The 25,269-nt window shown below is 72.7% G+C and carries 19 protein-coding genes; 6 read left to right on the forward strand and 13 right to left on the reverse strand.

The window, feature by feature from the left end:
* The first annotated feature begins 86 nt into the window (after nt 1-86).
* A complete protein-coding gene (locus tag G4D85_RS05185; RefSeq protein WP_164008432.1) occupies nt 87-1,616 on the forward strand; it encodes a hypothetical protein in 1,530 nt (509 codons plus the stop codon).
* Between the two features lie 49 nt (nt 1,617-1,665).
* Here G4D85_RS05185 and G4D85_RS05190 read toward each other — a convergent pair whose 3' ends face one another.
* Entirely contained in the window at nt 1,666-4,086 is a 2,421-nt protein-coding gene (locus tag G4D85_RS05190) for an IgGFc-binding protein (RefSeq protein WP_205525421.1), read from the reverse strand.
* Between the two features lie 359 nt (nt 4,087-4,445).
* On the opposite strand from G4D85_RS05190, the gene G4D85_RS05195 reads away from it, so the two are divergent.
* From G4D85_RS05195 to G4D85_RS05215, 5 genes are all read left to right on the forward strand, one after another.
* Nucleotides 4,446-4,961 carry a hypothetical protein gene (locus G4D85_RS05195; protein ID WP_164008436.1) on the forward strand — a complete coding sequence of 172 codons (516 nt, stop codon included), beginning with the start codon at nt 4,446-4,448 and terminating at the stop codon, nt 4,959-4,961.
* Between the two features lie 6 nt (nt 4,962-4,967).
* Nucleotides 4,968-5,651 carry a hypothetical protein gene (locus G4D85_RS05200; protein ID WP_164008439.1) on the forward strand — a complete coding sequence of 228 codons (684 nt, stop codon included), beginning with the start codon at nt 4,968-4,970 and terminating at the stop codon, nt 5,649-5,651.
* A gap of 95 nt (nt 5,652-5,746) precedes the next feature.
* The gene (locus G4D85_RS05205) at nt 5,747-7,588 is read left to right on the forward strand and encodes a sigma 54-interacting transcriptional regulator (protein WP_205525422.1); all 1,842 of its coding nucleotides are present in this window, start codon (nt 5,747-5,749) and stop codon (nt 7,586-7,588) included.
* Nucleotides 7,585-11,868: an nSTAND1 domain-containing NTPase gene (locus G4D85_RS05210; RefSeq protein WP_164008448.1), complete on the forward strand. Its 4,284-nt coding sequence runs from the start codon at nt 7,585-7,587 to the stop codon at nt 11,866-11,868. Before G4D85_RS05205 ends, G4D85_RS05210 begins: the two co-directional genes overlap by 4 nt.
* Nucleotides 11,869-12,042: 174 nt before the next feature.
* The gene (locus tag G4D85_RS05215; RefSeq protein ID WP_240359075.1) at nt 12,043-13,539 is read left to right on the forward strand and encodes an ADYC domain-containing protein; all 1,497 of its coding nucleotides are present in this window, start codon (nt 12,043-12,045) and stop codon (nt 13,537-13,539) included.
* Nucleotides 13,540-13,590: 51 nt separating this feature from the next.
* Here G4D85_RS05215 and G4D85_RS05220 read toward each other — a convergent pair whose 3' ends face one another.
* From G4D85_RS05220 to G4D85_RS05275, 12 genes are read right to left on the reverse strand one after another with little or no spacing between them, the layout of a single operon-like run.
* Nucleotides 13,591-14,487, reverse strand: coding sequence for a MerR family transcriptional regulator (locus G4D85_RS05220; RefSeq protein ID WP_164008452.1), 897 nt, complete (start codon nt 14,485-14,487; stop codon nt 13,591-13,593).
* Nucleotides 14,488-14,502: 15 nt separating this feature from the next.
* Nucleotides 14,503-15,369 carry a MerR family transcriptional regulator gene (locus G4D85_RS05225; RefSeq protein WP_164008454.1) on the reverse strand — a complete coding sequence of 289 codons (867 nt, stop codon included), beginning with the start codon at nt 15,367-15,369 and terminating at the stop codon, nt 14,503-14,505.
* The gene (locus G4D85_RS05230) at nt 15,366-16,043 is read right to left on the reverse strand and encodes a lysophospholipid acyltransferase family protein (RefSeq protein WP_164008456.1); all 678 of its coding nucleotides are present in this window, start codon (nt 16,041-16,043) and stop codon (nt 15,366-15,368) included. The genes G4D85_RS05225 and G4D85_RS05230 overlap by 4 nt, the downstream gene beginning before the upstream one ends.
* Nucleotides 16,040-16,390, reverse strand: coding sequence for a lycopene cyclase domain-containing protein (locus G4D85_RS05235; protein WP_164008458.1), 351 nt, complete (start codon nt 16,388-16,390; stop codon nt 16,040-16,042). The genes G4D85_RS05230 and G4D85_RS05235 overlap by 4 nt, the downstream gene beginning before the upstream one ends.
* On the reverse strand, nt 16,387-16,773 hold the full coding sequence (locus G4D85_RS05240; protein WP_240359076.1) for a lycopene cyclase domain-containing protein: 387 nt from the start codon (nt 16,771-16,773) through the stop codon (nt 16,387-16,389). Before G4D85_RS05240 ends, G4D85_RS05235 begins: the two co-directional genes overlap by 4 nt.
* On the reverse strand, nt 16,770-17,909 hold the full coding sequence (locus G4D85_RS05245; protein ID WP_164008460.1) for a glycosyltransferase family 2 protein: 1,140 nt from the start codon (nt 17,907-17,909) through the stop codon (nt 16,770-16,772). Before G4D85_RS05245 ends, G4D85_RS05240 begins: the two co-directional genes overlap by 4 nt.
* Nucleotides 17,906-18,829: a carotenoid 1,2-hydratase gene (locus tag G4D85_RS05250; protein ID WP_164008462.1), complete on the reverse strand. Its 924-nt coding sequence runs from the start codon at nt 18,827-18,829 to the stop codon at nt 17,906-17,908. Before G4D85_RS05250 ends, G4D85_RS05245 begins: the two co-directional genes overlap by 4 nt.
* Nucleotides 18,826-20,283: a phytoene desaturase family protein gene (locus G4D85_RS05255; RefSeq protein WP_164008464.1), complete on the reverse strand. Its 1,458-nt coding sequence runs from the start codon at nt 20,281-20,283 to the stop codon at nt 18,826-18,828. The genes G4D85_RS05250 and G4D85_RS05255 overlap by 4 nt, the downstream gene beginning before the upstream one ends.
* On the reverse strand, nt 20,280-21,605 hold the full coding sequence (locus G4D85_RS05260) for a hydroxymethylglutaryl-CoA reductase, degradative (RefSeq protein WP_240359077.1): 1,326 nt from the start codon (nt 21,603-21,605) through the stop codon (nt 20,280-20,282). The genes G4D85_RS05255 and G4D85_RS05260 overlap by 4 nt, the downstream gene beginning before the upstream one ends.
* 7 nt (nt 21,606-21,612) lie before the next feature.
* Nucleotides 21,613-22,623 carry a phytoene/squalene synthase family protein gene (locus G4D85_RS05265; RefSeq protein ID WP_164008466.1) on the reverse strand — a complete coding sequence of 337 codons (1,011 nt, stop codon included), beginning with the start codon at nt 22,621-22,623 and terminating at the stop codon, nt 21,613-21,615.
* Nucleotides 22,620-24,173, reverse strand: coding sequence for a phytoene desaturase family protein (locus tag G4D85_RS05270; RefSeq protein ID WP_164008468.1), 1,554 nt, complete (start codon nt 24,171-24,173; stop codon nt 22,620-22,622). Before G4D85_RS05270 ends, G4D85_RS05265 begins: the two co-directional genes overlap by 4 nt.
* Nucleotides 24,174-24,180: 7 nt before the next feature.
* Nucleotides 24,181-25,266, reverse strand: a complete 1,086-nt coding sequence (locus G4D85_RS05275) for a polyprenyl synthetase family protein (RefSeq protein WP_164008470.1) — start codon at nt 25,264-25,266, stop codon at nt 24,181-24,183.
* Nucleotides 25,267-25,269: the final 3 nt, after the last annotated feature.

Genomic DNA, 25,269 nt, shown 5'->3' on the forward strand with positions numbered 1-25,269 from the left:
ATATGTCAGGGGGGCCTCCGACGTTGCCCGCCAGGGAGCGTGGTGGGCCGGTGTGGCAGAATCACCGAGCGCCAAGGAGGATGCGAATGCGTCGGTACGGGATGCTGCTGGGGTTGGGACTGGTGTGCTCGACGGGGTGCTCCACCCTGTCCCGCGGCCTGGGCGCGGTCCCCAACGAGGAGACCGGCGAGTACGAGACGCCGAAGACGGAGACGGTGTACCTGGTCCCCGTCGAAGACGCGATGATGATGACCCGGCGCATCCTCGAGGAGCAGCGCTACGACGTGCTGGAGAAGGAAGGCGGGCTGGAGATGTTCACCTCCGCCCATGAGCCCGGGAAGAGCACCCTCGGCTCGCGCACCCTGGAGCGCTACTACATCAAGGGTGAGCGCGTGGGGCCCCGCCAGTCCCTCGTCCGCGTCTTCCGGCTCCGCTACGACGAGAGCACCCGGGTGCTGGAGATTCCGCCCATGGCCATGGGCGGCCGGGACGCGGCGCTGTCCATCGACGACAACAGCCACCCCTTCGACGCCAACCAGGTCTACAAGTCCGCGCCCGACCTGCAGGGCAACCGCATCATGGGCGATGCCGGTGCCTTCAAGGACGCACCGGCCCTGGAAGGCTTCCAGCTGGTGCGCGGCAACCGCGACGTGGGCATCGAGCACACGCTGCTGGAGCGGCTGGAGATGGTGCCCTCGCTGGAGCTGGTGGGCGGCAACACCTCCGTGGCCGCCCGCTCCGTCTCCCTGTCGGGGTGGGCGGAGCCGAGCGAGACGGCCCCCCTCCTCGAGGCCGAGTGCGGCGCTCCCGTGGACGGCGTGGCGCCGCTGCTGGCCCAGGGACAGACGCTGCTGCTGGCCGACCCGCTGGGCACGCGCGAGCTGCCTTCGGCCGCCCTGCGCATCCTCTGCGAGGCCGCCTCCAAGGGGCTGCCGGTGACGCTGGCCCTGTCGCTGCCCGTCACCGAGCAGCCCCTGCTCGACACGTACCTGGCCAGCGAGGGCTTTTCACACGACGCGCAGGAGCTGCTGCGGGGCAGCTCGTTCTGGCGCCGGGTGCACCAGGACGGCCGCAGCAGCGGCGCCATGCTGTGGCTGGTGGAGCAGGCCCGCCGGCTGCGCGCCTCGGGCAAGGCCGTGTCACTGGTCGCCTTCGACGCCGAGAAGGGCGGCGGCAACGAGCGCGAGGCGCAGATGGCGAAGCACCTGCTGGCGCACCGGAGCAAGGCCCCCGACGCCTTCATGCTGGTGCTGGCCGGTGGCACGCACGTGCGCACGGCGAATGTGGGCTGGGATGGTGACTTCGAGCCGCTCGGCATGCGGCTGGCGAAGGCGCTTCCTTCCGTGAAGGCGCTGGACGTGGGCTTCACGCGCGGCTCCCAGTTCTCCTGCCGCTACAACGTCTGGGATGCCGTGGAGTGCGACGTCTTCGCCATCAGCCCGACGAAGCAGGCGCGACAGGCCTCTACTGTCGCCGCGGGCGTGCAGCTGTTTCCCGAGGTCATGAAGGACGGCTTCCATGGGCGGCTCTACGTCGGCGCGCTGACCGCCTCGCCCCCGGCGCTGCAGGCCCACCCGGCCGCCGTCAGCAGCGCTCCCGCGAGCCCCACGCCGTAGCCGCGTGCCCGGGGCGCCGGACGGACTTCCCGGCGCCCCGCGGTGCCTGTTACGGGCGGACGTACACGGGCGTGAGCACCTCGGTGAAGTTGCCGGCCGCGTCGCGCGCCTGCACCAGCACCATGCTCCAGTCCGTGTTCACCAGGTCCACCGTGTGGGTGACGCTGCCCGTGCCGCTCTCCACCGTGGTGGAGTGCACGAACTGCGTCGTCACCGTCACCGGGCTCTCATCCTCCACGGCCGTGGTGACGTTCACGATGGGGCTGTCCAGCTCCGCCTGCTCCTGCGGAGAGACGACGGTGACGACGGGCGGCGTGAGGTCCACGCGCATCATCCCCTGCTTCGTGGTGACACGCCCGTTGGCGTTGCGGGCCGTCAGGGTGATGACGTGGTCTCCCTCCGTGAAGGTGTAGGGGAGGCGCACGAAGCCGGCGTTCAGGTCCGGCGTCACGGCGAGCGGCTCGCCGCCGTCCACGGTGAACCACGCCTCGACGATGGCGCTGTCGTCACCGAAGTACGTCGTGAAGCCACACAGCTCGCGCTCCAGGTCCCGCGTGTAGCGCGGCAGGTTGCACAGCGTCACGTCCGAGGCATACGCCTGCGTCACCTGGGCGCTCGCGGACACCGAGGAGGTGCCGTCGTTCGCCGTCAGCGTCACCGTGAAGGTGCCGGCGGCGTCGCACTGGAACGATGTGATGAGCTGGTCCTCCGAGCCGAAGGTGCAGGTGGCGCCGGGCGGCACGTCCTCGCCCGGGGTGACGCTCCACTGGTACGTGAGCGGGCTGCCGTCCGGGTCTGACGCCGAGCCACTCAACGTCAGCTCACTGTTCACCCAGCCGCTCGTGTCCGAGCCCGCGCTCACCACCGGCGGCGACTGGCTGACCTTCCAGGCCATGAAGCCGTACTCCACCTGCTCGTTCACGGTGGCCTTCAGCAGGTTGAAGGACTGGCTGGTGCGCGTCTGGCACCACGCGGCCTCGCCCTCCGCGCCGGTGGCAATCGTCACCGCCTGCACCGGCCAGCGCAGCGCGGTGAAGCCCACGTTGATGTCGGGGACGCCCTGGCCATTCACGTCCGCCACCTTCGCCGTCACGCACACCTCGCCGCCGACCTGGCCGATGCGGTAGCGCGGCGTCAGCTTCAGGCTGTGCACCGCCGCCACGGGCACCAGCGACATGCCGCCCGGGTAGGCATACGTCACGTCCGTGCCCACGCCGTAGACGGAGACGCCGAAGGGCAGCGGCGACGTCAGCCGGTGCGTGCCCGGCGTCACCTCCAGCTGCGCGCCGTAGTAGTTCCAGGTGATGTACCGGAGCTTGAACAGGGGAATCATCTTCCCGTCCACCATCACCTGGTGCCACGTGTTCCCGCGCACGATGACGTTGATGTAGCTCTTGCCGGACGCCGTCGAGGGCGGCGCCGTCACCGTGTACTCGTTGAGGAACTGGGCGACGGGCGGCACGAGCATCATCGACGGGCCACCGTGCGCGTACTGCGCCACCAGGACGGGCTGGTTGGAGCTGATGACTCCCGCGGACTGGAGGCTCGTCTGGTACGTCTGCCCGCGCCGCAGCGAGACTTCCTTCGCGTTGACGCGGACGCGGGTGCCGTCCGCCGACGCGGTGATGCGGAAGGTGTCCGCCCCGCGCGAGCCGGCCAGCGGCATCGTCAGGAAGTAGCGGCCCCAGGACTTCGTGGGCGGCAATTGCTCCACCTGGAGGCCGCAGGTGCCCGAGGACGCGCCGGGCGCGCTGGCGCACCGGCTGCCGCTGAACACCGCCACCGGCTTGTCCGCCGTGAGGATGGAGCCCGTCAGGTCCGCGCCGCCATTGTTGGTGCCGGCGTACTGGAAGACCTCACCTTGATTGAGGGTGAAGGTGGACGTGTTGCCCTGCCGCGTGAAGGAGACGCGCGTGCCGGCCTCCGTGCCCACCACCGAGAGCTGCGTCCCCTTCGACGCCTGCGTGGAGCCGGAGGAGGCCACCACGTACTCCGTGCCCAGCGCGGACACCGGCAGCGCCAGGAAGGACTCCGTGGAGCGGGTGGCGCGGCTCTGCACGTGCACCGTGACGTCCCCGTCCGCGGAGACCTGGAGCCCCTTGTTCTCCACCCCGTTGGCCGTGGCCAGCGCGGCGCCCGCCGGAATCGTCACCGACGTCACCTGCCCCGGCGCCACAGAGAAGCCCTGCGCGTGGACGAGGCCGGGGATGCGCACCGTGCCCGTGGCAGCCGTCTCACCGCTGATCCGCAGCGTCAGCTCCGTCGCCGAACCACTGCTCACGTTCGTCGGAACCGCGAGCCAGAACTCCCGGCCCCGGCTGCCCGGCTTCGGGGGCGCCACCGACGCGGGGCCCTCTTCCAGGGCCAGCCGCTGGGAGGCGGCGGGTCCCTCCTGCCCCACTGCTACCTCCTCCGCGCCACCACAGCCCGCCGTAAACCCCAGGAAACAGGCCCACACCAGGCCCTTCATCACTGATGCCTTCACGAATAACCCCCGAAAAGCTGTTCCGGTGCTTCCGTTGCGGAAGCGACTCAGTTTCAGTTTACCGGGAACTTTACGTCTGGATCATCCACCCGGTTTTTTGCACGCCGGGTGGCGGCCGGCCCGTGCTGCCGGTGGAAGAACGGCGGTTGCTGCCTGGGCTGGCAAGCATTGCCGGGCCCTCGGCCCCGGAGACGGCAAGGTTTGCCAGCGCCGGGCGGCGTCTCCCCTGGAAGGCGCGCTGTCCGGGGCTGGCATCACCGTTGCTCTAGGGGTCGGCACGCACGCATCCCCGGCCCGCATGACGCGGCTTCGCACGGGAGAGGCGTGGTCCCAGGAACATCCCCATGAAGAAGACGCACGGGTTCGTGACGAAGTCCGTTGTTGCCCTCGCCCTGCTGGGCGCCCTGCCCGCCGCCGCGGGTACGGCGACCTACGCCGGTGCGATGTGTACCGTCGTGTCGGGCTTCAGCTCGCCGACCATCTTCCGCAGCGGCCGCCTCCTCAACCAGTCGACCAGCGAAATCGAGGTGGTCTGCCCGCTGCAGCGCAACGTCAGCATCCCCTCCTTCACGGAGGACTTGTCCATCACCGTCACCGTGAATGACCCGCACCTCACCGCCGACGTCTGCTGCACGGGCTACGTGGCGGAGAAGGACGGCACCACGCTGGCCTCTGACCGGGCGTGCACGCCGGCGGGTACCGCGGACACCGCCAACACGAAGTCCCTCGCCATCAACCTGCCCTCGGTGTTCGCGGGCGCGAACGGCTACCTGAACCTGCGCTGCGAGCTGCCGGGGACGTACACCATCGGCACCGTCAAGCACCCCTCCGTCCTCGCCAGCTTCCTGGTCTCGGAGTAACCGCCCATGCGACAGGTCCGCTGGGGAGTCCTGGGTCCGGCCGTCGTCGTGGTGGCCGCCGCCGGAGCGTGGAGCATGAGGGGGAATGCGCCGGAAACGGCCACCGCGCCCCCGGTGGCCACCGAGGCCCAGGCCCCCGCGGAGCTGGAGCGTGAGCTGCGAGCCCTGCGCGCGGAGTTGGAGTCGCTGCGCCAGGGACAGGGGCGCCTGACGCGGCAGGTGGAGTCCGGGGGGAGCCCCGCCGCGCAGGCCGTCCCGTCGCCTTCGACTGAAGTGGAAGCGCTGCCCGCCGCGAGCGCACGGCCAGGAGTGGCGGAGCTGGCCGCGGCGGAGGAGGCGCGCAAGGAGCGGATGATGGAGCTGGACGCCGAGCTGGAGGCCGCCGTGCAGACGGAGGCGCGTGACACCGAGTGGGCGGGCCGCACCGAGGAACAGGTGAGTGGAGCGTTCCGTGCGCCGGAGCTCACCGGCTCCCGTCTGACGCGGGTGGACTGCCGCACCCGGCTGTGCGTGCTGGAGGTGGAGCATGACGCGCCCGAGGCGCGCAAGGAGCTGCTGGACTCGCTGCTGCGCGCGTCTGGAATCCAGGGGCAGGCCGTGGTGCGGCCCTCGGGTGATGGCACCCGTCTGGCGTCCCGCGTCTACCTGTCCCGCGCGGGTGAGCGCCTGCCGATGACGCTCCGCCGGTGAGCGCCAGGTCCACACCTCCCTGGAGGAGGTACCCCGCCCCGCCACCCCCGGGTTGCCCCCCTCGACGTGGGCGTGCCAGCATGGACGGACGCGCGATGTCCGTCACGCATCCCAGTGCCCGCGACACCCGGCCCCTCGGGGCCACATCGGAGTCGTCCGAGTCTGGCGCCGCGTATCTGCTGGTGCTGGAGGGCGACTCCTCCTGGCGCTTCCCCCTGCCCGACGAGGGCATGGTGCTGGTGGGCCGCGACGAGCAGGCCGACCTGCGGCTGCGCGATGACAGCGTGTCGCGCCGCCATGCCCGCCTCCTCTTCACGGACGAGGGCGCGCGCGTGGTGGACCTGGGCAGCCACAACGGGACGTCCATCAACGGCCGGCCCGTGGACAGCGCGCAGCCGGTGCTGTCCGGAGACGTCCTCTCCTTCGGCGCGGTGGTGGCGGTGGTGCGCGCACGCACGCGGGGCACTCCCGCGCGCCGGGCCCTGGAGGCGGACCGGCTGATGGGGCAGCTGCGCGAAGAGGTGGAGCGCGCGCTGCGCTACAGCCGCCCCCTGACGATGCTGGTGCTCGCGCTGCCGGATGCGGGCCCCTCGGGCCGCGAGGCCGTGGAGACGGTGCTGGCGACGGACGCGGGCCCGGCCGAGGCGGCCGGCTGGCTCGACGGCACCCACCTGCTCTGGGTGCTGCCCGAGGTGTCCGGCGAGCCCGGCGAGGAGGGGCTCGGCGAGCGCGTGGAGGCGCTGCTGGACGCGTGTCCCCAGGCACGGCTGGGCCTCTCCGCGTGCCCGGCGGATGGCTGCGACGTGGAGACGCTGGTGGCCGCCGCGCGCACCGCCGCGCAGACGGCCTCTCCCGGCGCCTGGGCCTCCGCCGAGGACGGCATCACCCGAGTCTCACTGGGCGAGCGCACCGTGCTGGTGGCGGACCCCGCCATGGCGCAGCTCTACGCGCTGCTGCGCCGGCTGGCCGCGAGCGAGCTGCCGGTGCTGGTGTGTGGCGAGACGGGCGTGGGCAAGGAGAACGCCGCCTTCGCCGTGCACCACTGGTCGCCCCGCGCCTCCGGGCCCTTCATCGCCGTCAACTGCGCCGCCCTGCCCGAGGGGCTGGTGGAGAGCGAGCTGTTCGGCCACGAGCGCGGCGCCTTCACCGGCGCCACCACCACGCGCACCGGCCTGCTGGAGAGCGCCCAGGGCGGCACCGTGTTCCTGGACGAGGTGGGCGAGCTGCCACCTTCCGCGCAGGCCAAGCTGCTGCGCGCGCTGGAGGTGCGCCGCATCACCCGCGTGGGCGAGGTGCGCGAGCGGCCCATCGACATCCGGGTGGTGGCCGCCACGCATCGTGACTTGGAGGCGGAGGTGGCGGCGGGACGCTTCCGCGAGGACCTCTACTTCCGGCTCGGCGCCGCCACCGTGCTGCTGCCGCCGCTGCGCGAGCGCCCGCGCGAGGTGCCCATGCTCGCCCGCGACTTCCTGGCGCGCGCGTGCCGGGCGCTGGGACGCAGCGAGCTGGTGCTGGCCGCGGGCACGCTGCTCGCGCTGTCGCGCCACGGCTGGCCCGGCAACGTGCGCGAGCTGCGCAACCTGATGGACTACGCGGCGGCGGCGGTGACGGGGGACGTGGTGGAGCCGCACCACCTGCCGGCGCGCATGCTGAGCCGCAAGGCCGCCACGTCCGCACAGCCGCAGCCTCCGCCGGAGCAGGAGCCTCCCGCGCCCGCCGTGGCCGGAGAGGGGGCCTCGCGGGGACCCAAGGTGCCGCTGGCGCAGGAGATTCGCGAGCTGGAGCGCCGCCGCATGCAGGAGGCGCTCGATGAAGCCGAGGGCGTGCAGACGCGCGCGGCGGCGCTGATTGGCATGCCCATCCGCACCTTCTCCTTCAAGCTGAAGCAATTGGGCCTCCAGGCACGCCCCACCCGGAAGGGGCCCTCTTCCGGATGAGCTCCGCCCCCGGGCTGCTGGAGCCTCCTCGCGAGTTCGAGGAGTACCGGCTGCTCCGCCCCCTGGGGCGTGGCGCCATGGGACAGGTGTTCCTGGCGCAGGACACGCTGCTGGAACGGCTGGTGGCGGTGAAGTTCATCGCCACGCCGGCCGGGAGGCTCCCGGACGCGGACGCCCGGGCCCGGTTCTTCCAGGAGGCCCGCGCGATTGCGCGCCTGCAGCACCCCAACGTGGTGGCCATCCACCGCGTGGGCGAGGTGCGCGGGCAGCCGTACCTCGTGTCCGAGCTGGTGCGGGGCGAGCCGCTGGACAGGCTGGCCCGCCCCGTGGACGGACGGCAGGCGCTGCGGCTGGGCATCGGCCTGGCGCGGGGGCTCGCCGCCGCGCACCGCTGCGGCGTCCTCCATCGCGACATCAAGCCCGCCAACGCCATCCTCTCCGAGGACGGTGAGGTGAAGCTGCTCGACTTCGGTCTCGCGGAGCAGCGCGAGGCGGCTCGGGGCGCAGAGGTGCAGCGCTCCGATGGGGAGACGGGGCAGGCTTCCTTCGCACGGGAGGAGTCGGCTCCCGTGGACCCGAAGGCGCGGGAGACGCGGCCCGTGGATACGCGGCCGCTGCCCCACTCCGCGGAGGCTCACGCGAAGGAAGGCGGAGCGCGGCCCTCGCCTGGGGGGATGGTGGAGGCCGTGGCTCCGGGCTCGTCCCTGGTGGACACGCGGCCCCTGGCCGGTGACGTGCCTGAGGCCGTGGCGCCGGGCTCGTCCGTGGTGGACACGCGGCCCCTGGCCGGTGACGTGCAGCGCGCTCCACCGGGCGCCGCGCATGCAACAGGGCCGCTGCGCGCGGATGGCGCAGCCGCGCTCGACACGTCACCGCTCCGAAGGAACGAGGCCGCCTCCGCTCCCGGTGCCGCACCGGAGCGCTTCGGGACGGCACCGTCCGGCGGAGCTGCACCGGAGCACTTCGGGACGGCACCGTCCGACGGCGATGCAGCGAAGCGCTTCGGGACTGCACCGTCCGGTGGAGCTGCACCGGAGCGCTTCGGGACGGCACCGTCGAGCGGCGTGACGCGCACGTCCTCTCCGGAGCAGTGGATGTCCGTGCCCGGCACCCCGCTCTACCTCGCCCCGGAGCTGTGGCGCGGTGAGGGCGCCAGCCGCGCGAGCGACGTGTACGCGCTGGGCGTGGTCCTCTACGAGCTGTGCGCGGGCGCTCCGCCCTATCAAGGCGTCTCGCTCGAGGACCTGGGCCGCGCGGTGCTGGAGCGTTCGCCTCCGCCGCTCGCCCCGCTCGCGCCCGGACTTCCTCCCGGACTCGCCGCCGTGGTGGACCGCTGCCTCGACGCGGAGCCGTCCCGCCGCTTCGAGTCCGGAGACGCGCTGCGCGAGGCGCTGGAGGCCCTGTCCGTCCCCGAGCGCCCCGGCACCCTGCCCTCCGGCAATCCCTACCTGGGCCTGCGCGCCTTCGACGCCGAGCACCGCGGCGTCTTCTTCGGGCGCGAGGCCGAGCTGCGCGAGGTGATGGACCGGCTGCGCGGGGACGCCTTCGTCCTGCTCGCGGGCGACTCCGGCGTGGGCAAGTCCTCCCTGTGCCGCGCGGGGGTGCTGCCTCTCGCCGCCAGCTCCGGGCTCGAAGAGGGCGGTCCGCCCCGCGCCGTCATCTCCTGCACTCCCGGGCGCCGCCCGCTGGAGGCGCTGGCGGAGGCACTGGCCCCCGCGCTGGGAGAGAGCGCGGACGCTCTGTTGGCCCGCGTGGCCGCCGAGGAACCCGGGGCCCTGGCGCGCGCCCTGCGCCGCCGCCCCACGAGCGCTCCACCCGTGCTGCTGTTCATCGACCAGCTCGAGGAGCTGGTCACCTTCTCCGAGCCCGCCCAGGCCGCGCGGCTCGCCGAGGAGCTGGCCCTGGTGCTGCGCCGCGCCCCTCGCGTCCGCGTGCTGGCCACCGCGCGCAGCGACTGCCTCACGCGACTGGTGGCGCTTCCCGGCCTTGGAGAGGAGCTGCCTCGCGCGCTGTACCTCGTGCGCGCCCTGACGGAGCACGGGCTGCGCGAGGCCGTGGAGGGCCCCGCCCGCGCGCTGGGCGTGCGCTTCGAGTCTCCCGCCATGGTGGACGCGCTCGTCGCCTCCGCCGCCCGCGCCGACGGAGGCCTGCCCATGCTCCAGTTCGCGCTGGAGGCGCTGTGGGAGGCGCGGGACAAGGAGCGCCACCTCATCCCCGCCGCCGCGCTGGAGTCCCTCGGCGGCGTGGAGGGCGCGCTGGCCCGGCACGCGGACTCGGTGGTGGCCCGCCTGCGACCGGAGGAACGTCCGCGCGCGAGAGCGCTGCTGCTGGAGCTCGTCACTCCCGAGGGCACGCGCGTGCGCCGCACCCGCGAGGAGCTGCTGCGCGGGCCCGACGACGCCACCGGACGCGCGGTGCTGGACGGACTGGTGCGCGGCCGGCTGCTGACCGCGGGCGAGGCGGAGGGCGGCGAGGGCGTCTACACCCTGGCCCATGAGAGCCTGGTGACGGGCTGGGACACGCTGCGCGGCTGGCTGGGCCAGGACGAGCAGCGCCGCGCCGCGCGCCACCGCCTGGAGCGCGCCGCCGCCGAGTGGGAGCGCCTGGGCCGCCCCGTGGAGCTGCTCTACGGCGAGCGCCAGCTCTCGGAGGTGCGCGCCGTGGGAGCCGCCGCCGAGGGCCCCCGCGAGCGGGGCTTCCTCGCCCGCTCGGAGCAGACCTTCCGCCGCCGCCGCGCCGCACGGTGGGCCGTGGCCGTCGCGGTGCCGCTGGTGCTGCTGTCGGCGGTGGGCGTCACCCGCGTGCAGGCACGCGCGCAGCTCGAGGACCGCATCTCCGGGCACCTGGAGGAGGCACGGCGGTACCGGGATGCCGCCCGCGCGCGCGGCGTGGAGGCGGACCGGCTCCGCGCCGAGTCCCTCTCCCTCTTCGACAGCCCGGGGCTGGAGCGCCGCGAGGCCGCCGAGACGCTGTGGTCCCGCGTGCTGGAGGAGGAACAGGGCGCGGAGGCAAGTGCCCTGAAAGCCGTGGCCGCGCTGGAGACGGCCTGGGGCCTGGACCCGGGAAGCGCCCGTGTGAAGGAGCCGCTGGCGGACCTGCTGGCGGAGCACATCGACCAGGCCACCCGGTGGCGCCAGCCCGAGCAGCGCGCGCGGTTGCTGGCGCGGCTGGCGGTGTATGACGACTCCGGAAGGCGGAGTCAGCAGCTGGGGGCCCCAGCGCGACTGTCCCTGGTCAGCTCGCCCCCGGGCGCGCGCGTGAGGATGTTGGGGAGCGGGCCGGACGATAGCGAAGACGTGGGCCGCGTCCTCGGGGAGACGCCGCTGCGCGACGTGGAGCTGCGGGAGGGCTCGCATCTGCTGGTGTTGGAGGCGCCAGGACGCTTCCCCGTGCGCGTGCCCGTCCTGCTCGCGCCGGGCGAGCGCCTCTCCCTGGAGGTGGCGCTGCCAGAAGCGGCCGCGGTGCCGGAGGGCTTCGTCTACGTGCCGGCGGGACGCTTCCTCCAGGGCGTGTCGGAGAGCGAGTACCTGCGGCGGTCCTTCTTCTTCGCGCCGCCCCTGCACCCGGTGGAGACAAGCGCGTACCTCATCGCCCGGCACGAGGTGACGTTCGCCCAGTACATCGCCTTCCTGGAGACACTGGCCCCCGGCGAGCGCGCCGCGCGCATGCCGGGCGCCCGCCTGCGCTCCAGCGTGGTGGACCTGTCACGGGAGGCGGACGGCCGGTGGCGCCTCAACCTCCGGCCAGCCTCCGCGAGCTACAGTGCGCGGGACGGAGAGCCGGTGCGCTACGGCAAGCGGACCCGCCGCGCGGTACAGGACTGGCTGCGCTTCCCCGTGTCGGCCATCTCCTTCGACGATGCACTGGCGTATGTGGCCTGGCTGGACCGGACAGGGCGGGTGCCCGGCGCGCGCGTCTGCACGGAGCGCGAGTGGGAGCGGGCCGCGCGGGGCGCGGATGGGCGCCGCTACCCTTCGGGCGAGTGGCTGGCTCCGGACGACGCCAACCATGACGTGACGTACGGGCGGGAGTCCTGGGGCTTCGGGCCGGACGAGGTGGGCAGCCACCCGCGCTCGCGCAGCCCCTTCGGCGTGGACGACCTGGCCGGCAACGTGTGGGAGTGGACGCGCTCCGACGTGGAACCGGAGCAGCCCGCCGCGCAGGGCGGGAGCTGGTACCAGAGCGACCTGACGGCGCACTCCGCCAATCGCGACCGTGTGGAGCGCACCCAGCGTGAGGCCCTCATCGGCATGCGGGTGTGCGCCACGCCCCGCCACTGAGCACGGGAGCCCCGAAGCCTCGCCCCCCCGGCAAACCTTGCCGACATGAACCGCCGTCCACCCCGGCAAACCTTGCCGGCCCGGTCAGTCCACGAGGACCTCCGGCGGGTCCCACCAGACCGATGACCTCCGCGCGAGGACGTTGGTGCCGGTGGCATGCCGGATGCTCCGGGATTGCCCGACAAGAACGAGAACGAGGTCATCCACGTGACGCCCCTCCTCCGCCTGCTATCGACGTGTCTCTGCGCATTCTTCCTCGCCGCCTGCAACGTGTCCCCAGAGGGGGCCGAGCCTTCACTGGAAGCGCAAGCGTTCGCGGCGGGCAGCGACGGCTTCCACACCCAGGGCCGGCAGCTCCACGGCACGTTTGTGACGGCCGTGTCCTATTCGGGAGCCACCGTGAAGTTCGGAGGCGCCGACCGGAGCGCCACGGTGAAGATTCTCAATGGAACGCTGGCCGCCACCATGCCGCTGCAGGTCTCCGGCACCACGGCGAGCCTGAACGCCTGCTCCGGCTTCTACGCCCTGGGGGCGACGCGGAACTGCGGCCTCAAGGTGGAGGGCCAGGGCCTGTGCACGCCGGGCACCTCCGTCTCACTCACCAGCGGCGCCTGCGGTGCCGAGGCTGGGAGCTGCTCGGGCAACCCGGTGGTGCGCGTCTGCTCGGGGGAGAAGCCCTGCGAATACCAGGGGACTGGCTATCTGGCCTCGGGAGACGACGCCACCTCGTGCGTGTCGTCGTGCCCGAACACCCGGTTCATCTGTCCCGCGAGCGGCATCTACACGGTGCTGTCCGGGGCCTATTCCGTCGGCTCGTTCTGGAGCCTGACGCTGGCGGCCAACAACGGCATCTACCCCGCGACGTCGAAGGAGCTGCGTGGCACGGCGCTGGTGGGCGCGAAGCTGATGCCCAACGCGACCGCCTTTGCCTACACGCTGGAAGTCGTGGACGCCGTCAACGCCGCCAGCGTCGCCAGCCCCGAGGGAGAGGACAAGTGGGACCCGAGCGGTAGCACCTTCCTGTACCGCGTGCAGATTCGCACCAGCTCGGGCACGCCCACGGAGCTGTGCGCCCCGAGCGCGGGAGCCGCGGGCTGGGCCTGGGCCGTGCCGGTGAAGGGGCTCTTCAACGCGACGGGGGACCGGAGTGACAGCGCCTACGCCTTCACGCTGGGGTGTGAAGCGGGCGTCATCGCCAAGTGCTACCGCTGGGGCTACAAGCCGTGGCTGGACGGCGCACAGACGGGGAAGGTGACGCTGGCGCACCATGCCTGCACCCGGATGGCTCGCGCCGACTACTGCGGCAATGGCACGTCCTTCACGCAGGACGGCACGCCCATCCGCCTGTGGGACAGCCTGTCGCCGAACGTCATCACCCCGCCCTCGGATGCCGGGACGCCGGGGATGTCTTTCGAGGCGGGCTGGAACGGCACCGGCCCCGCGTGCCTCAGCCACTGGCGCTGGAAGCACCTGCCCGCTCAGTCGTGCGTGGAGCTCAACCCGCCCATCTACGGCAATGATGGCGGCATCACGAACGACTGCAGGGACCCGCACAACCCCTACGGCACCTATCATGGTCCCACGAGCAAGTGCTCCGCCATCTGCGACTCGGCGGCGGAGGCGGAGGGTGTCTACGGCAGCCAGGTCTTCAACAACTCCGCCAGCAATTAGCTGACAGGCGGTACCGGAAACCAAGCCGGGACGCCCGGCTGAAGGGGCGCCCTACTCCGCCAGCTTCAGCCAGTCGTCCTCGTCGGAGAACACGCGCACCCCCAGGCGCACGCACACCTCCAGGTGCGCCTGCGCCGCGGGGCCGCCCACCCAGAGGGGCACGCCCCGGGGCAGCGCCTTCACGACTTGCGACAGCGTGTCCTGGAACGCCTCCGCGCCGCGGTCATTCACCACCGACAGCCCCACGAAGTCGGGCCGCAGCTCCGCCACCGCGAGCCCCAAATCCACCGCCGGCATGCGCTGCCCCAGCAGCGTCACCCGAGTCCCCGAGTGCCGCAGCCGCAGCGCCACACCCAGCAGCCCCAGCTCGTGCTCCTCGTCCGGGAAGCACGCCAGCACCGCGTGCCGGGCCCCGCCCATCGGCGCCGCGTGCAGCAGGCTCACCAGCCGCGCCCGCACCACCTGCGTCACCAGGTGCTCCTGCGACACCGTGAGACGTCCCGCATGCCAGCGCTCGCCCACCTCGCGCTGCAAGGGGGCCAGCACCTCGTCGAAGGCCCTCAGCGGCGGCAGCGCCGAGAGCACCTCGTCCACCACCGCCGACACCCGTGCCTGGTCATATACCCGGGCCGCGGACAGTGCCGCCTCCTGCCATGCGACCAGGTTCTCCCCGCGGCCACTGCCCACGGCGGGAGGGAGGGGCTCCGCGTCCAGTTCTGCCAGCAGTTGGGGCAGCAGCTTCGCGGCCTCGCTGATGGCCACGCCCTCGTCGGTCAGCTTCTTCAGCCGCTTGAGCAGCGCCACGTCCCGGTCCGTGTAGACGCGGTAGCCGGCCGGGGTGCGCTCGGGGTTGAGCACGCCATAGCGCCGCTCCCACGCGCGGATGAGCTCCACGCGGACTCCCGAGAGCTCGGCGGCGATGTGGATTCGGTAGGTGCGCTCGGCCATGTCGCAGGTGGGACGTCAGGGACGGTTCTGGGCGTTGCGCACCTGGTTCCAGATGGCGACGAGCTCTTCCGAGGACTCCGCGTATTGCGCCCCGAGCGTGAAGAGCGTCTTCAGGTGCTCGCGAGCGCCGGGCCCTCCTACCACGACGGGGATGGGCGCGCAGGCCCGCAGCGCGTCGCCGAGCACCTCCAGGAACTCCCCCGGCTCGCGCCGGCGCACGAAGGACAGCGCGACGATGTCCGGCCGCACCTGCGTGCAGGCGCCGTGCAGCGCCTCGGCCGGCGTGTCCGCGCCCAGCATGGTGATTCGCCAGCCCTTGCGCTTGAGGTGCAGTGCCAGCGCCAGCAGCCCTCCCTCGTGGTGGTCCTTCGCCGGACACGCGAGCAGCGCGCGGGGGCCGTCCACGTCGCTCTCCACCCCGTCCACCACCTGCCGCAGCCGGTGGCGGATGAAGGCGGACGCCAGGTGCTCACGGGCGATGTCCAGCCGCACGCCCATCTCCCGCAGCAGCGGCATGAGGAAGCTGTCGCAGTACGCCTCCACGTCCATGGCGGCCTGCGCCTCGTCCAGCACGCGCGTGACTTCCTCGCCGTCCAGCACCATGACGGCGGACCAGAAGCGCTCTGTCAGCCGCTCCGGCTGGGGCAGCTCGGCGAGCGGCGTGGCGCGCACCTGCGCAATCGCCTCGCTCACCGACAGGCCGTCCTGCTGGATGAGCCGCGCCACGCGCCGGATGGCCTCCACCTCGTCGCGCGAGTAGAGGCGGTAGTTGTTGCCCTCCGTGCGGAGCGGGCGCGGGAAGCCATAGCGCCGCTCCCAGGCGCGCAGCGTGGCCTCGCGGATGCCCGTCAGCCGGGCGATGGTGCGGATGCGCAGCGTCATGGCGCGAGCCCCCGCGCGGCATCCCACCGCTCCGCCACGCCCCGCGCCCCGGACACCTTGCGCGTGAAGCCCTCCAGCGACGTCGCCGCCGCCACGCGCTTCACCACCGCTTCCAGTCCGTCCTGGAAGAGGGCCAGCGGCCCCGGCGGGTGCGGCGTGCCCACCTCCAGCAGCACGTCCGGCCGCTCGTGCTCGAAGAAGGCGTAGCGCACGCCGATGGGGACACACTCCGCCTTCGACACCCGCGCCAGCAGCTCCACGCCGCGCTCCAGCTGCAGTGGCAGCACTCCGAAGGGACGGTGCTCACCCTCGGGGAAGACGTACAGCGCGGCGCGCGGGCGGCGGAGCAGCTCCTTCGCGTAGCGCAGGGACGCCACCGAGGACACCGCGTCCTTGCGACGGATGCTGAAGGCGCCGATGCGCGCGAGGAAGCGGTAGCGTCGGAGGTTCTCCTCCTCCATGAGGCAGTACGCGTCCCAGCTCGCCGCGCGGCTCAGCTGGTGCAGCATGAAGCCGTCCCACCAGTTGGAGTGGTTCAGGTACACGAGCCGGCCCACGTCGCCCGTGGGCAGCGTGCCGCGCACCCACAGGCCGCGGAACGTCGAGCGGAACTTCCGCCCGATGTACGCGTCCAGGGCCCACCCGAAGGGGCCGCCTTTCGCCGCGCGAATCACGACGCCCGCGCCTCTCGGAGCAGCGACACCAGCGCGGTGAACAGGGCCAGCCCCAGCGACACCAGCACGCTGGTGAGCAGGAAGAAGAGCACCTCCTCCAGCGGCACCAGTCCCAGGTACACGCCCAGGTGCTTGCCCTCGCCGAAGTTCCAGATGCCCGTGGAGATGGCCAGGTGGTCCGCCACCGACAGGTACACGCCGATGACGAAGGCCGGCGGCAGCACGGCCTTGAGCACCGCGCCCGTGCGCTCCTTGTAGTGGCGCGCCAGCGCGACGAGCTGGAAGGTGATGAGCGGCAGCGTCCACCCGAGCAGGTGGATGAGGTAGGCCCACTTCGTCTCCATCATGGCGCCACCTCCCGGCCCGTCAGCTCTCCGCTCCGCGAGGGGGCCTCGTCACGAGGGCGGGGCTGGGCGGCGGGCTCCTTCGCCAGCACCCGCGCCAGCCGCGCGCGCGCCCACAGGCCCACGAGCAGCGTCTGCAGGCCGAAGAAGAGGTACTCCTCCAGCGGCAGGTAGCCCAGCTTGATGCCCCAGATGCGCTCCGGGTCGAAGCCCCACAGGCCCCACTTCACCGCCAGGTTGTCCCACGGCGACGTCGCCGCATAGACGACGACGAGCAGCAGCCCCATGGGCGCCAGGCTCCACGCGGAGAAGGTGCGCCGGTAGCGCCACATCAGGAAGAGCAGCGGCAGCACCACGAACAAGCCAAGGAATCGCGCGTAGGTCATCCCGGTCCTCCACTCAGCTCCGGCCACACCCGCACCATGCGGCCGCCCGGTTGCAGCGCATACGTCCGTCCTCGCCACGTCACCGTGCCCTGCTGCCACAGCGAGCACAGGAAGGCCACCAGCAACAGCCCCTCCCCCAGCAGCCAGTCCGTCAGCGCGTACGGCAGGCCCGTGTCCACGGTGCTCCCGGGCAGCCCAGCGGGCGTGCTGAGCACGGCCAGCCGCAGGGCCAGCAGCGTGCGCACCGTCACGAGCCCCGCCACCGCGCCCACCAGCAGCGGCGAGCCCAGCACCCCGGCCAGCAGCACCAGCGGCAGCGTGGGCGTGAAGAGCAGCGGCACCGTGGGGAACAGCGCGGGACGGTGGCTGGCCAGCACCTGCATCCACCGCGTGAAGCGCGCCAGGGGCGTGCCCCAGGACTCCACCGCGCCCAGCGGCACCACCGCCGGGGCTCCGCTCAGGGCGACCTCGAGTCCTCGCGCGTGCAGCCGCTTCGACAATTCCAGGTCCTCGCCGATGTGGTCCGCGAGGTCCTTCAGCGCCTCCATCGCCACGGGCGACAGGCCCAGCGCCTTGCCACACACCGCCTTCGCTCCGGCGCTCATCGCATCGAGCGCACGGAAGCTGTGGTGCGTGTAGCGCAGCAGGCCCGCCATGGCGCGGCTGGCCCCGTCCTCCGGGCCCACCGGAGTGGGCGCCGCCGTGCTCAGCGCCGCGCCCGAGGCCACCGGGGACGCGAGTCCCTCCACCAGCGCGCCCGTCACCGCCACGTCCGCGTCCACCGCCAGCACCACGCGCCCCTGCGTCTGGAGCACCTCCAGCGCGTACAGCAGGTGCCCGACCTTGCGGTTCGGCGTCAGTGGGTCGCTCGGCAGCCAGCGCACGCCGGGGGCCAGCCGGGGACGGTAGGGGGAGACCACCACCTGCTCCAGCGGCCCCGCGTAGTCGATGGGAGTGGCCAGGTTCTCCAGCTCGCGAGGCGTGGGAGCATCCACGGGGCGCAGCAGCAGCACCGGCACCTTCGTGCCAGTTGGAGAGGCCGTGCGCCGAGAGCGCAGCAGCCGCGCCAGCGCCACACCGCTGAAGCCCGTGGCCAGCACGACCCAGGACAGGGAGACGAGGACGAGCGCGCTCATGCCGCCCGTCCCACGCGCGTGCGGAAGTGCGCCATCCAGCGGATGAAGGGCGAGTGGAAGCGGCGGAAGTCCGCCACCTCGCCCATCGAGTCCAGCGGCCCCTGCCGCGCCTCCAGCCTCGCGTAGAAGGGCGACGACTCCAGCAGCCGGGGCTCGCCCACCACCTGATTGCCCGCGTGCAGCCGCGACGGCACCCGCAGGCCCCACCCCGTCATGCTGGTGGGCCGCGCCTCGTGCACCGTGTCCCGCTCGCACTTCACCCCGCACTCCCGAGCCACCACGCGCAGCGGCGCGACTCCGTCCGGCAGGTGGTAGTCCACCACCGTCTCGCCCTCGCGGTGCGTGCGCGCCCAGTGCCAGCCGGACAGCCGCGCGCCCAGCAATTCATCGCCATGGTTGGTGTCGTGGTAGCCCAGCCCGACGGCCTTCACGCCCAGCGAGGGCACCTCCAGCCGGGCCCGCGCGCGCGGCGCCAGCGCCTGCCAGTAGTGCGGCAGGTCCGGCATCAACCGCACCACCTCGCCCACGGGCGTCATCGGCTGCAGCGTGAGGCTCGCGCGCACCGGCCGGCCCCAGGGCGCCGTCCAGTCCTCCACCTCCATCCGCACCGTGCCCACCCCCGAGTACGTCAGCGTGGAGCGGCCGATGCGCAGCCGGCCCGGCGACTCCAGCTCCGCGCGTTGGTACTCGCTCAGCACCCACAGCCGGCGCACGCCCTCGTGGTACAGCGCGAAGTTCACCGCGCTGTGCTCCTGCGGCCGTCCGCCCCGCCGCGCCGCCACCGAGTAGCGCGGCGAGAAGAGCGAGCCCAGCATGAAGATGCACACCGCGCTGAACGGCCCCGCGGTGACGTCCGCGTAGAACCAGCGATACGCGCCCGCCGCGTCGGGCAGCACGGGAAGGTGGCCTGGCACACTCATGCGCCCCTCCGCAGGTGCTGCGACGCCAGCTCCGCCGCGAAGCGCCCGGACAGCATCACCAGCGGCACCCCGCCGCCCGGGTGCGTGCCCCCGCCCGCGAAGAACAGGCCCGGCGTGCCGCCGCGAATCCGTGGCCGGCGGAACGGGCCGAACTTCCCGTGCGGCAGGAAGCCGTAGATGGAGCCCCCCGGAGCCCCCTGCGCCGCCAGGTCCACCGGCGTGCGCTGACCGATGACTCGCGTGCGCCCGCGCAGCTCGGGGTAGTGCTGGTAGAGCTTCTCGAACATCTGCGCCTTCACGCGCTCCGCCCCCAGCTCCCAGCCGCGAGCGGCGCGCTCCGCCTCGGCCTGCCCCACGGGCAGCGGCGGTGCGTTCACCATGACGAACAGCCCCGTGCGCCCCGGCGGCGCCATGCTGGAGTCCGTGGCGGACGGGTTGCAGAAGTACACCGTGGGGTCCGTCGCGAGCTGCCCGCTGAACAGCTCGTCGAACTCGCGCCGGTAGTCCCCCCCGAAGAGCACCGCGTGGTGTGGCAGCGACGGCCGCCCGTCCACCTCCAGCAGCAGCACGAAGCCGGAGAGCGCCAGCGGCTCGTCCGCCCGGCGCAGCGACTCCAGCGGGTCCGCGTTCACCACCACGCTGTCGAACTCCGCCGCGTCACCCTCGGGCCCCACGCGGTAGCCGTTGCCGGTGCGCTCGAAGCGGGCGCGCGTGTTGAGGTGCACCGTCACGCCCAGCCGCCGCACCGCCTGCCCGAGCGCCTCCACCAGCGCCCCCACTCCACCGCGCGCGTGGTGCACACCGTAGGCATGCTCGATGTGCGGAATCAGCGCGAAGGCCGCGCTGGCCTGGTACGGCGAGGCCCCCGCGTACGTCGCGAAGCGGCCCACGTACTGCTGCATGTGGTCCGTCTTGAAGTGCCTCACCGCCAGGTCGTGCAGGGTACTGAGCTTCATCCCCGCCAGGATGGCGCCCACGCCGCGCTTCGCCACGCGCGCCATGAAGCCGGCCATGCCCTCGAAGGGGGCCTCCAGGTACGGCTCGCCCGCCGCGCGCCAGATGGCCGCGGACTCCTCGTAGAAGCCGCGCACGCCGCGCCGCTCGCCAGGGCGCAAGTCGGCGGCGCTCTCCGCCATGCGCTCCAGGTCCTTGTACGCCGTGAGGCCGCACCCGTCCGTGAATCGGTAGGTGCACTGCGGCTCCAGCTCCGTGAGCTGTGGCAGCAAGTCGAGTGCGTCCAGCCGCTGGAAGGTGCCGCGCACCAATTCGGGCAGCGTCAGCAGCGTGGGGCCGGTGTCCAGGGTGAGGCCGTTGAGGGTGACGGCCTGGGCCTTGCCGCCCAGCGAGGGGCTGCCCTCGAAGAGCGTCACCGCGTGCCCTTCCTTCGCCAGCAGCCCGGCGGCCGTCAGGCCACCGATGCCGCCGCCCACCACCGCGACGCGGGTGCGCTTCATCTCAGGGCTCCCTTCCGTCGAGCCAGCTCCGCGGCGAGGACTTCCCTCGCGCGCTCCGGCCGGTAGACGCGCTCGAGGGACAGCCGCTCCGCGACGACTTCGATGAGCTCGCCCTGTGCTCCCGCCTCCGCCGCCACGCGCCGCGCGTGCAGCGCCATGTGGCCCTTCTGGATGCCCTCGGTGGACAGCGCCTTGAGCGCCGCCAGGTTCGTCGCCAGCCCCGCCGCTCCGGCCAGGCCCGCGAGGTCCACCGCCCCCGACACCCGCGCCAGCTTCAGCGCCCGCTGCACGCCCGGGTGCGTGCGCGCCGCCCCGCCCGCCGTGGACGTGGCCAGCGGCATGAGCAGCTCGCCCTCCAGCCCTCCGTCCTCCGCCGCGCGCCACGTGGTGAGCGGCCGGTAGGTGCCCGAGCGCGCCGCCCACGCGTGCGCCCCCGCCTCCACCGCGCGCCAGTCGTTGCCACACGCCACCAGCACCGCGTCCACGCCGTTCATCACCCCCTTGTTGTGGGTGACGGCCCGGTACGGGTCCAGCTCCGCGAAGCGGTGCGCCGCGAGGATTCCGTCGCGCACCCCGCCACCGTCCGGGAACCCCTCGGACTCCAGCGCGGACACCGGCACCCGCGCGCGCACGCGCACCTTCCGGCGGTCCGCCAGGTTGGTGAGAATCTTGAGCCCCGCCCGCGCCCGGGCCAGCTCCGCCAGCCGGGGCGCCAGGCCCTCCGCCACCGAGTTCACACAGTTGGCGCCCATGGCGTCCCGCGTGTCGATGTGCAGGTGCACCACCAGCGTGGTGCCGTCCAGCACCCGCACCTCCAGCTCACGCGTGCCGCCGCCCCGCGCGCACATGGCGGGCATGAGCGCGTCCGCCTCCGCCAGCAGCAGCGCCGTGTTCGCGTGCAGCGCCGCGCGCGCGTCCTCCAGCGAGGGCACATCCAGCAACTCCACCTGCGCGGTGGTAATCGGCGCGTCCGCCTCCACCGTGAAGCCGCCGCTCTCCGCGCACAGGCGCGCGGCATACGAGGCCGCGGCGATGATGGAGGGCTCCTCCACCGCCATGGGGATGAGCCGCTCCCACCCGTCCACCACGAAGTTGAGCGCCACGCCCAGCGGCAGCCCGTGCAGGCCGACGACGTTCTCCACCATGGCGTCCGCGCACGCCTCGTCGAAGCCGGCGAGCCCGGCCAGCGACTTCTCCTCCTCGGGCGTCACCCAGCGCGCCTCCACCAGCCGCGCGCGCCGGCGCTCCGGAGACTGACGGTAGAAGCCCGACAGGCGGGAGGTGCGCATCACTTGAAGAGTCTTCACGCGGTCGTCGCTCATCGCTTCCTCAGCCTCCCGTCCCGGTGGGCAGCAGTGGCACGGGCGCCTCGCCCCGAGGCGCCGGCAGCGCCGTGCCGGGACGCACGAAGGCGGCCGTGGCCAGCGCCAGCTTGCGGCGCGTCGTCACGTGGGCCCGCGCGCTGAACACGTCGTAGTCGCGCGCCTCGATGTCTCGGAGGATGTCGCCGTAGATGGCGCCCATCAGCCGCACCATCCGCTGGCTCCCGAAGCCGGAGAGGTAGTGCACCCCCGCGGCGGCCCTCGCGTAGTACACGCGCGAGCGCTCCACCTGGAAGCGCATGAAGGCCCGCCACCGCTCGTCCACCTTCCCGAGCCGCAGGTCTTCCTCCGTCAGCCCGAAGGCGGCCAGCTCCTCGGCGGGCAGGTACACGCGGCCCCGCTCCAGGTCCTCGCGCACGTCGCGCAGGATGTTGGTGAGCTGCATGGCCCGGCCCAGGTCCGCCGCCGGCTGCGCGGCCTCGACATCCGAGCAGCCCAGCACCGGCGTCAGCATCAGCCCCACCACGCCCGCCACCCGGTAGCAGTAGAGGTCCAGCTCCTCCCAGGTGGAATAGCGGTTCTTCGTCAGGTCCATCTCCATGCCGGAGATGAGGTCCTGGAAGGGCTGCTCCGGAATCCGGTAGTGGCGCACGGTGTGCTCGAGCGCGGCGAACTCGCCCGCATCCCACGGCGACTGCGCCTCCGCCGTCATCAGCCGCTCGGCGGGCGAGCCCAGCTCCTTCGACGCCAGCTCCGGCATCGGCAGGTACAGCTCCGCCACCCTCTGCCGCGCCTTCGCCAGCCGCACCGGCAGGTCGACGGGCACCACGTCGGGCCCGTCTCCATCCACCAGGTCGTCCAGCCGCCGGCAGAAGGCGTAGAGGGCAAAGGCTGCCTTCCGCCGCTGGCCGAAGAGGAGGTACGAGGCGAAGAAGAAGCTCTTGGCGTGGTGCCGCGTCACCTCCTTCGCCAGGCGATAGCCGCGCTCCACCAATTCCTGCGCGTCGTGCGAGCTCATGCCGCCACCTCTTCCAGCGAGCGGGGCGAGTCACCGCGAGGAGACAACTGGACACCCGCGTCCCGGGCCCAGGTCATGAGCCGCTCGGTGACGAGGCGCGCGGAGATGAGCACCGTGGGCAGGCCCGTGCCCGGCTGCGTGGAGGCCCCCACGAAGAAGAGGTTCTTCACCCGCGCGTCCTGGTTGGCGGGACGGAAGGGGCCAATCTGCGTGAAGTTCTGCGCCAGCCCGAAGGCGCTGCCGCGCGCGAGGTTGAAGGTGGACGCCCAGTCGTCCGGGGTGAAGACGCGCTCCACCTCGATGTCCGCCTCCAGCCGGGGGAAGCCCAGCTCCGCCAGCCGCGCGAAGACCTTGGCCCGCACCTTCGGGCCCTCCTGCTTCCAGTCCACCCCCGGGTTCTGGTGCGGCACCGGCACCAGCACGTAGAGCGCGTCCTTGCCCTCGGGCGCCAGCGACGCGTCGGTGCGCGTGGGCGCGTTGACGTAGAAGCTCGGGTCCTCCGGCACGCGGAAGCGCTCGAAGATGTCGTCGAAGGAGCCCTTGTAGTCCCGGCCGAACACCACGTTGTGGTGCCCCAGCCCCGGGTACTTCCGCTTCATGCCCAGGTAGAGCATGTAGCCGCTGGACGTGTAGCGCAGCTTCTCCTTGCGCTTGAGCGTGGTGGCCTGCGGGTCCAGCAGCTTCTCGTACGCGTAGGGCAAGTCCGCGTTGCACAGCACCGCGTCCGCCTCCACCACCTCGCCGCCCGCCAGGCGCACGCCCGTGGTGCGACCTCCGTCGGTGAGGATGCGCTCCACCGCGCTGCCGTAGTGGAAGCGAACGCCCTCCTCCCGCGCCAGCCGCTCCAGCGCCAGGGGAATGGCGTACAGGCCGCCCTTGGGGAACCAGATGCCCACGCCCAGCTCGGTGAAGGGCAGCAGGCCGTAGACGGCGGGCGACGCGAAGGGCGACACGCCCAGGTACATCGTCTGGAACGTCATCGCCGCGCGCAGCCGGTCGTCCTTGAAGTAGCGGCTGACGTCCGCGTACATGCGGCGGTGCGCGCGCACCTGGAAGATGCGGGCCAGGACGCGCGGCGAGAAGTAGTCGGAGATGCCGTTGTAGTTGCGGCCCACCAGGTGGTCCAGCGACGTGCGGTACTGAACGCGACCCTGGGCCAGGAAGGCGAGGTAGCGCTCGAAGCTGCCCGGCTCGATTCGCTCCAGCTCGCGGCCCATCGCGCACAGCTCGGAGGTGAAGGTGACGTCCGAGCCGTCGCGAAAGTGAACGCGATAGTTCGGGTCGCACTTCAGCAGCGTCAGGTAGTCCTCGATTCGGCGGCCCACCGCGCGGAAGGTCTCCTCGAAGACCTCCGGCATCAGCACGATGGTGGGTCCGATGTCCCACGTGAAGCCATCCACGCGCAGCCGGTTGCAGCGCCCGCCGGGCCCGTCCGTCTTCTCGAAGACCTGGACGTCGAAGCCCTGGTGCGCAAGCCGCGCCGCGGCCGCGAGGCCTCCGACACCCGCGCCCACCACCACCACCCGCTTGCCCTGGGTCCGTGTCGTCATGGCGTCCTCAGGCGGCACGGTGCGCCAGGCGGGTGATGAGGGCGTCCAGCAAGTCCCTGACACCGTGGGGGTTGGGCAGCGACTGGAGGGAGCGGCGGGCGGCGCGCGAGGCCCGCTCCACCATGCGCTCACATGCGGCGCGGCCTCCGCACTGCTCCACCAACGCGCGAGCGCGGGCGAGGGCGGCCTCGTCCTTCTGCTCCACCGGCAGCGACCAGAGCGCCTCCAGCTCCTCACGAGCGGTGGCGTCGGCGCGCGCGTAGGCGGCCAGCACCGGGAAGGTGCGCTTGCCCTGGGTGAAGTCCCCGTCCGCGGCCTTGCCCGCCACGCACGAGTCCCCGAAGAGGCCAATGACGTCGTCGCGCAGCTGGTAGGCGAGGCCCACGTGACGGCCCACGCGCTCCAGCCCCTCCACCAGCGCCGGGCTGGCGCCGCCCAGCATGGCGCCACACACGAGCGGGGCACAGAAGCCGTAGCGCGCCGTCTTGAGGTAGGCCACGCGCAGCGTCTGGAAGAGCGTCACCTCGGACAGCGGCGCGCGCCCCAGGTCCAGGTCCAGGTACTGCCCGGCCGCCGTGTGGCGGCACACGCCCAGGTAGTACCGCACCACGTTCGGCACGCTGGGCAGGCCGGACGCGAGCATGGCCTCCAGCGCGCGGGCGAAGAGGTGGTCTCCCACCACGACGGCCAGGTCCTCTCCCACGCGCCCGGGCGACAGCAGGTGGTGCAGCGCCAGGCCTCCGCGCCGCAGCCGTGCCTGGTCCGCCACGTCGTCGTGGATGAGGAGGAAGGTGTGCAGCAATTCCAGCCCCGCGGCGAAGCGCCACAGCCCCTCGGGCACCGCCGTGCTCCCTCTCGCCAGGCTGTAGCCCGCCATGACGAGCGCCGGCCGCAGCCGCTTGGCCGGTCGCAGGGTGAACGTGCGCGCCTTCTCCATGGCGCTCGCCCATCGGGGGTCCAGGTTCGCTTCGTCCGGCAGCTCGAAGAGCTCCGTCAGCGCGGCCTCCACTTCTGTCTGCACGACGTGCAGCCAGGCCTGCTCCAGGGGAGGCGCGCTGGCTGCTGGCCGGGCGTTGCGAAGCGAGAGTGCCATGAG

This window comes from Pyxidicoccus trucidator (assembly GCF_010894435.1).
Taxonomy (GTDB): Bacteria; Myxococcota; Myxococcia; order Myxococcales; family Myxococcaceae; genus Myxococcus; species Myxococcus trucidator.

Bases quoted from the DNA above. Each gene is read 5' to 3' on its own strand.
- G4D85_RS05270 (WP_164008468.1), bottom strand. From the start codon at position 24,173: ATGACGACACGGACCCAGGGCAAGCGGGTGGTGGTGGTGGGCGCGGGT.
- G4D85_RS05200 (WP_164008439.1), top strand. From the start codon at position 4,968: ATGCGACAGGTCCGCTGGGGAGTCCTGGGTCCGGCCGTCGTCGTGGTG.
- G4D85_RS05240 (WP_240359076.1), bottom strand. From the start codon at position 16,773: ATGACCTACGCGCGATTCCTTGGCTTGTTCGTGGTGCTGCCGCTGCTC.
- G4D85_RS05220 (WP_164008452.1), bottom strand. From the start codon at position 14,487: ATGGCCGAGCGCACCTACCGAATCCACATCGCCGCCGAGCTCTCGGGA.
- G4D85_RS05225 (WP_164008454.1), bottom strand. From the start codon at position 15,369: ATGACGCTGCGCATCCGCACCATCGCCCGGCTGACGGGCATCCGCGAG.
- G4D85_RS05185 (WP_164008432.1), top strand. From the start codon at position 87: ATGCGTCGGTACGGGATGCTGCTGGGGTTGGGACTGGTGTGCTCGACG.
- G4D85_RS05235 (WP_164008458.1), bottom strand. From the start codon at position 16,390: ATGATGGAGACGAAGTGGGCCTACCTCATCCACCTGCTCGGGTGGACG.
- G4D85_RS05250 (WP_164008462.1), bottom strand. From the start codon at position 18,829: ATGAGTGTGCCAGGCCACCTTCCCGTGCTGCCCGACGCGGCGGGCGCG.
- G4D85_RS05195 (WP_164008436.1), top strand. From the start codon at position 4,446: ATGAAGAAGACGCACGGGTTCGTGACGAAGTCCGTTGTTGCCCTCGCC.
- G4D85_RS05260 (WP_240359077.1), bottom strand. From the start codon at position 21,605: ATGAGCGACGACCGCGTGAAGACTCTTCAAGTGATGCGCACCTCCCGC.
- G4D85_RS05205 (WP_205525422.1), top strand. From the start codon at position 5,747: ATGTCCGTCACGCATCCCAGTGCCCGCGACACCCGGCCCCTCGGGGCC.
- G4D85_RS05255 (WP_164008464.1), bottom strand. From the start codon at position 20,283: ATGAAGCGCACCCGCGTCGCGGTGGTGGGCGGCGGCATCGGTGGCCTG.
- G4D85_RS05190 (WP_205525421.1), bottom strand. From the start codon at position 4,086: ATGAAGGGCCTGGTGTGGGCCTGTTTCCTGGGGTTTACGGCGGGCTGT.
- G4D85_RS05245 (WP_164008460.1), bottom strand. From the start codon at position 17,909: ATGAGCGCGCTCGTCCTCGTCTCCCTGTCCTGGGTCGTGCTGGCCACG.
- G4D85_RS05210 (WP_164008448.1), top strand. From the start codon at position 7,585: ATGAGCTCCGCCCCCGGGCTGCTGGAGCCTCCTCGCGAGTTCGAGGAG.
- G4D85_RS05275 (WP_164008470.1), bottom strand. From the start codon at position 25,266: ATGGCACTCTCGCTTCGCAACGCCCGGCCAGCAGCCAGCGCGCCTCCC.
- G4D85_RS05265 (WP_164008466.1), bottom strand. From the start codon at position 22,623: ATGAGCTCGCACGACGCGCAGGAATTGGTGGAGCGCGGCTATCGCCTG.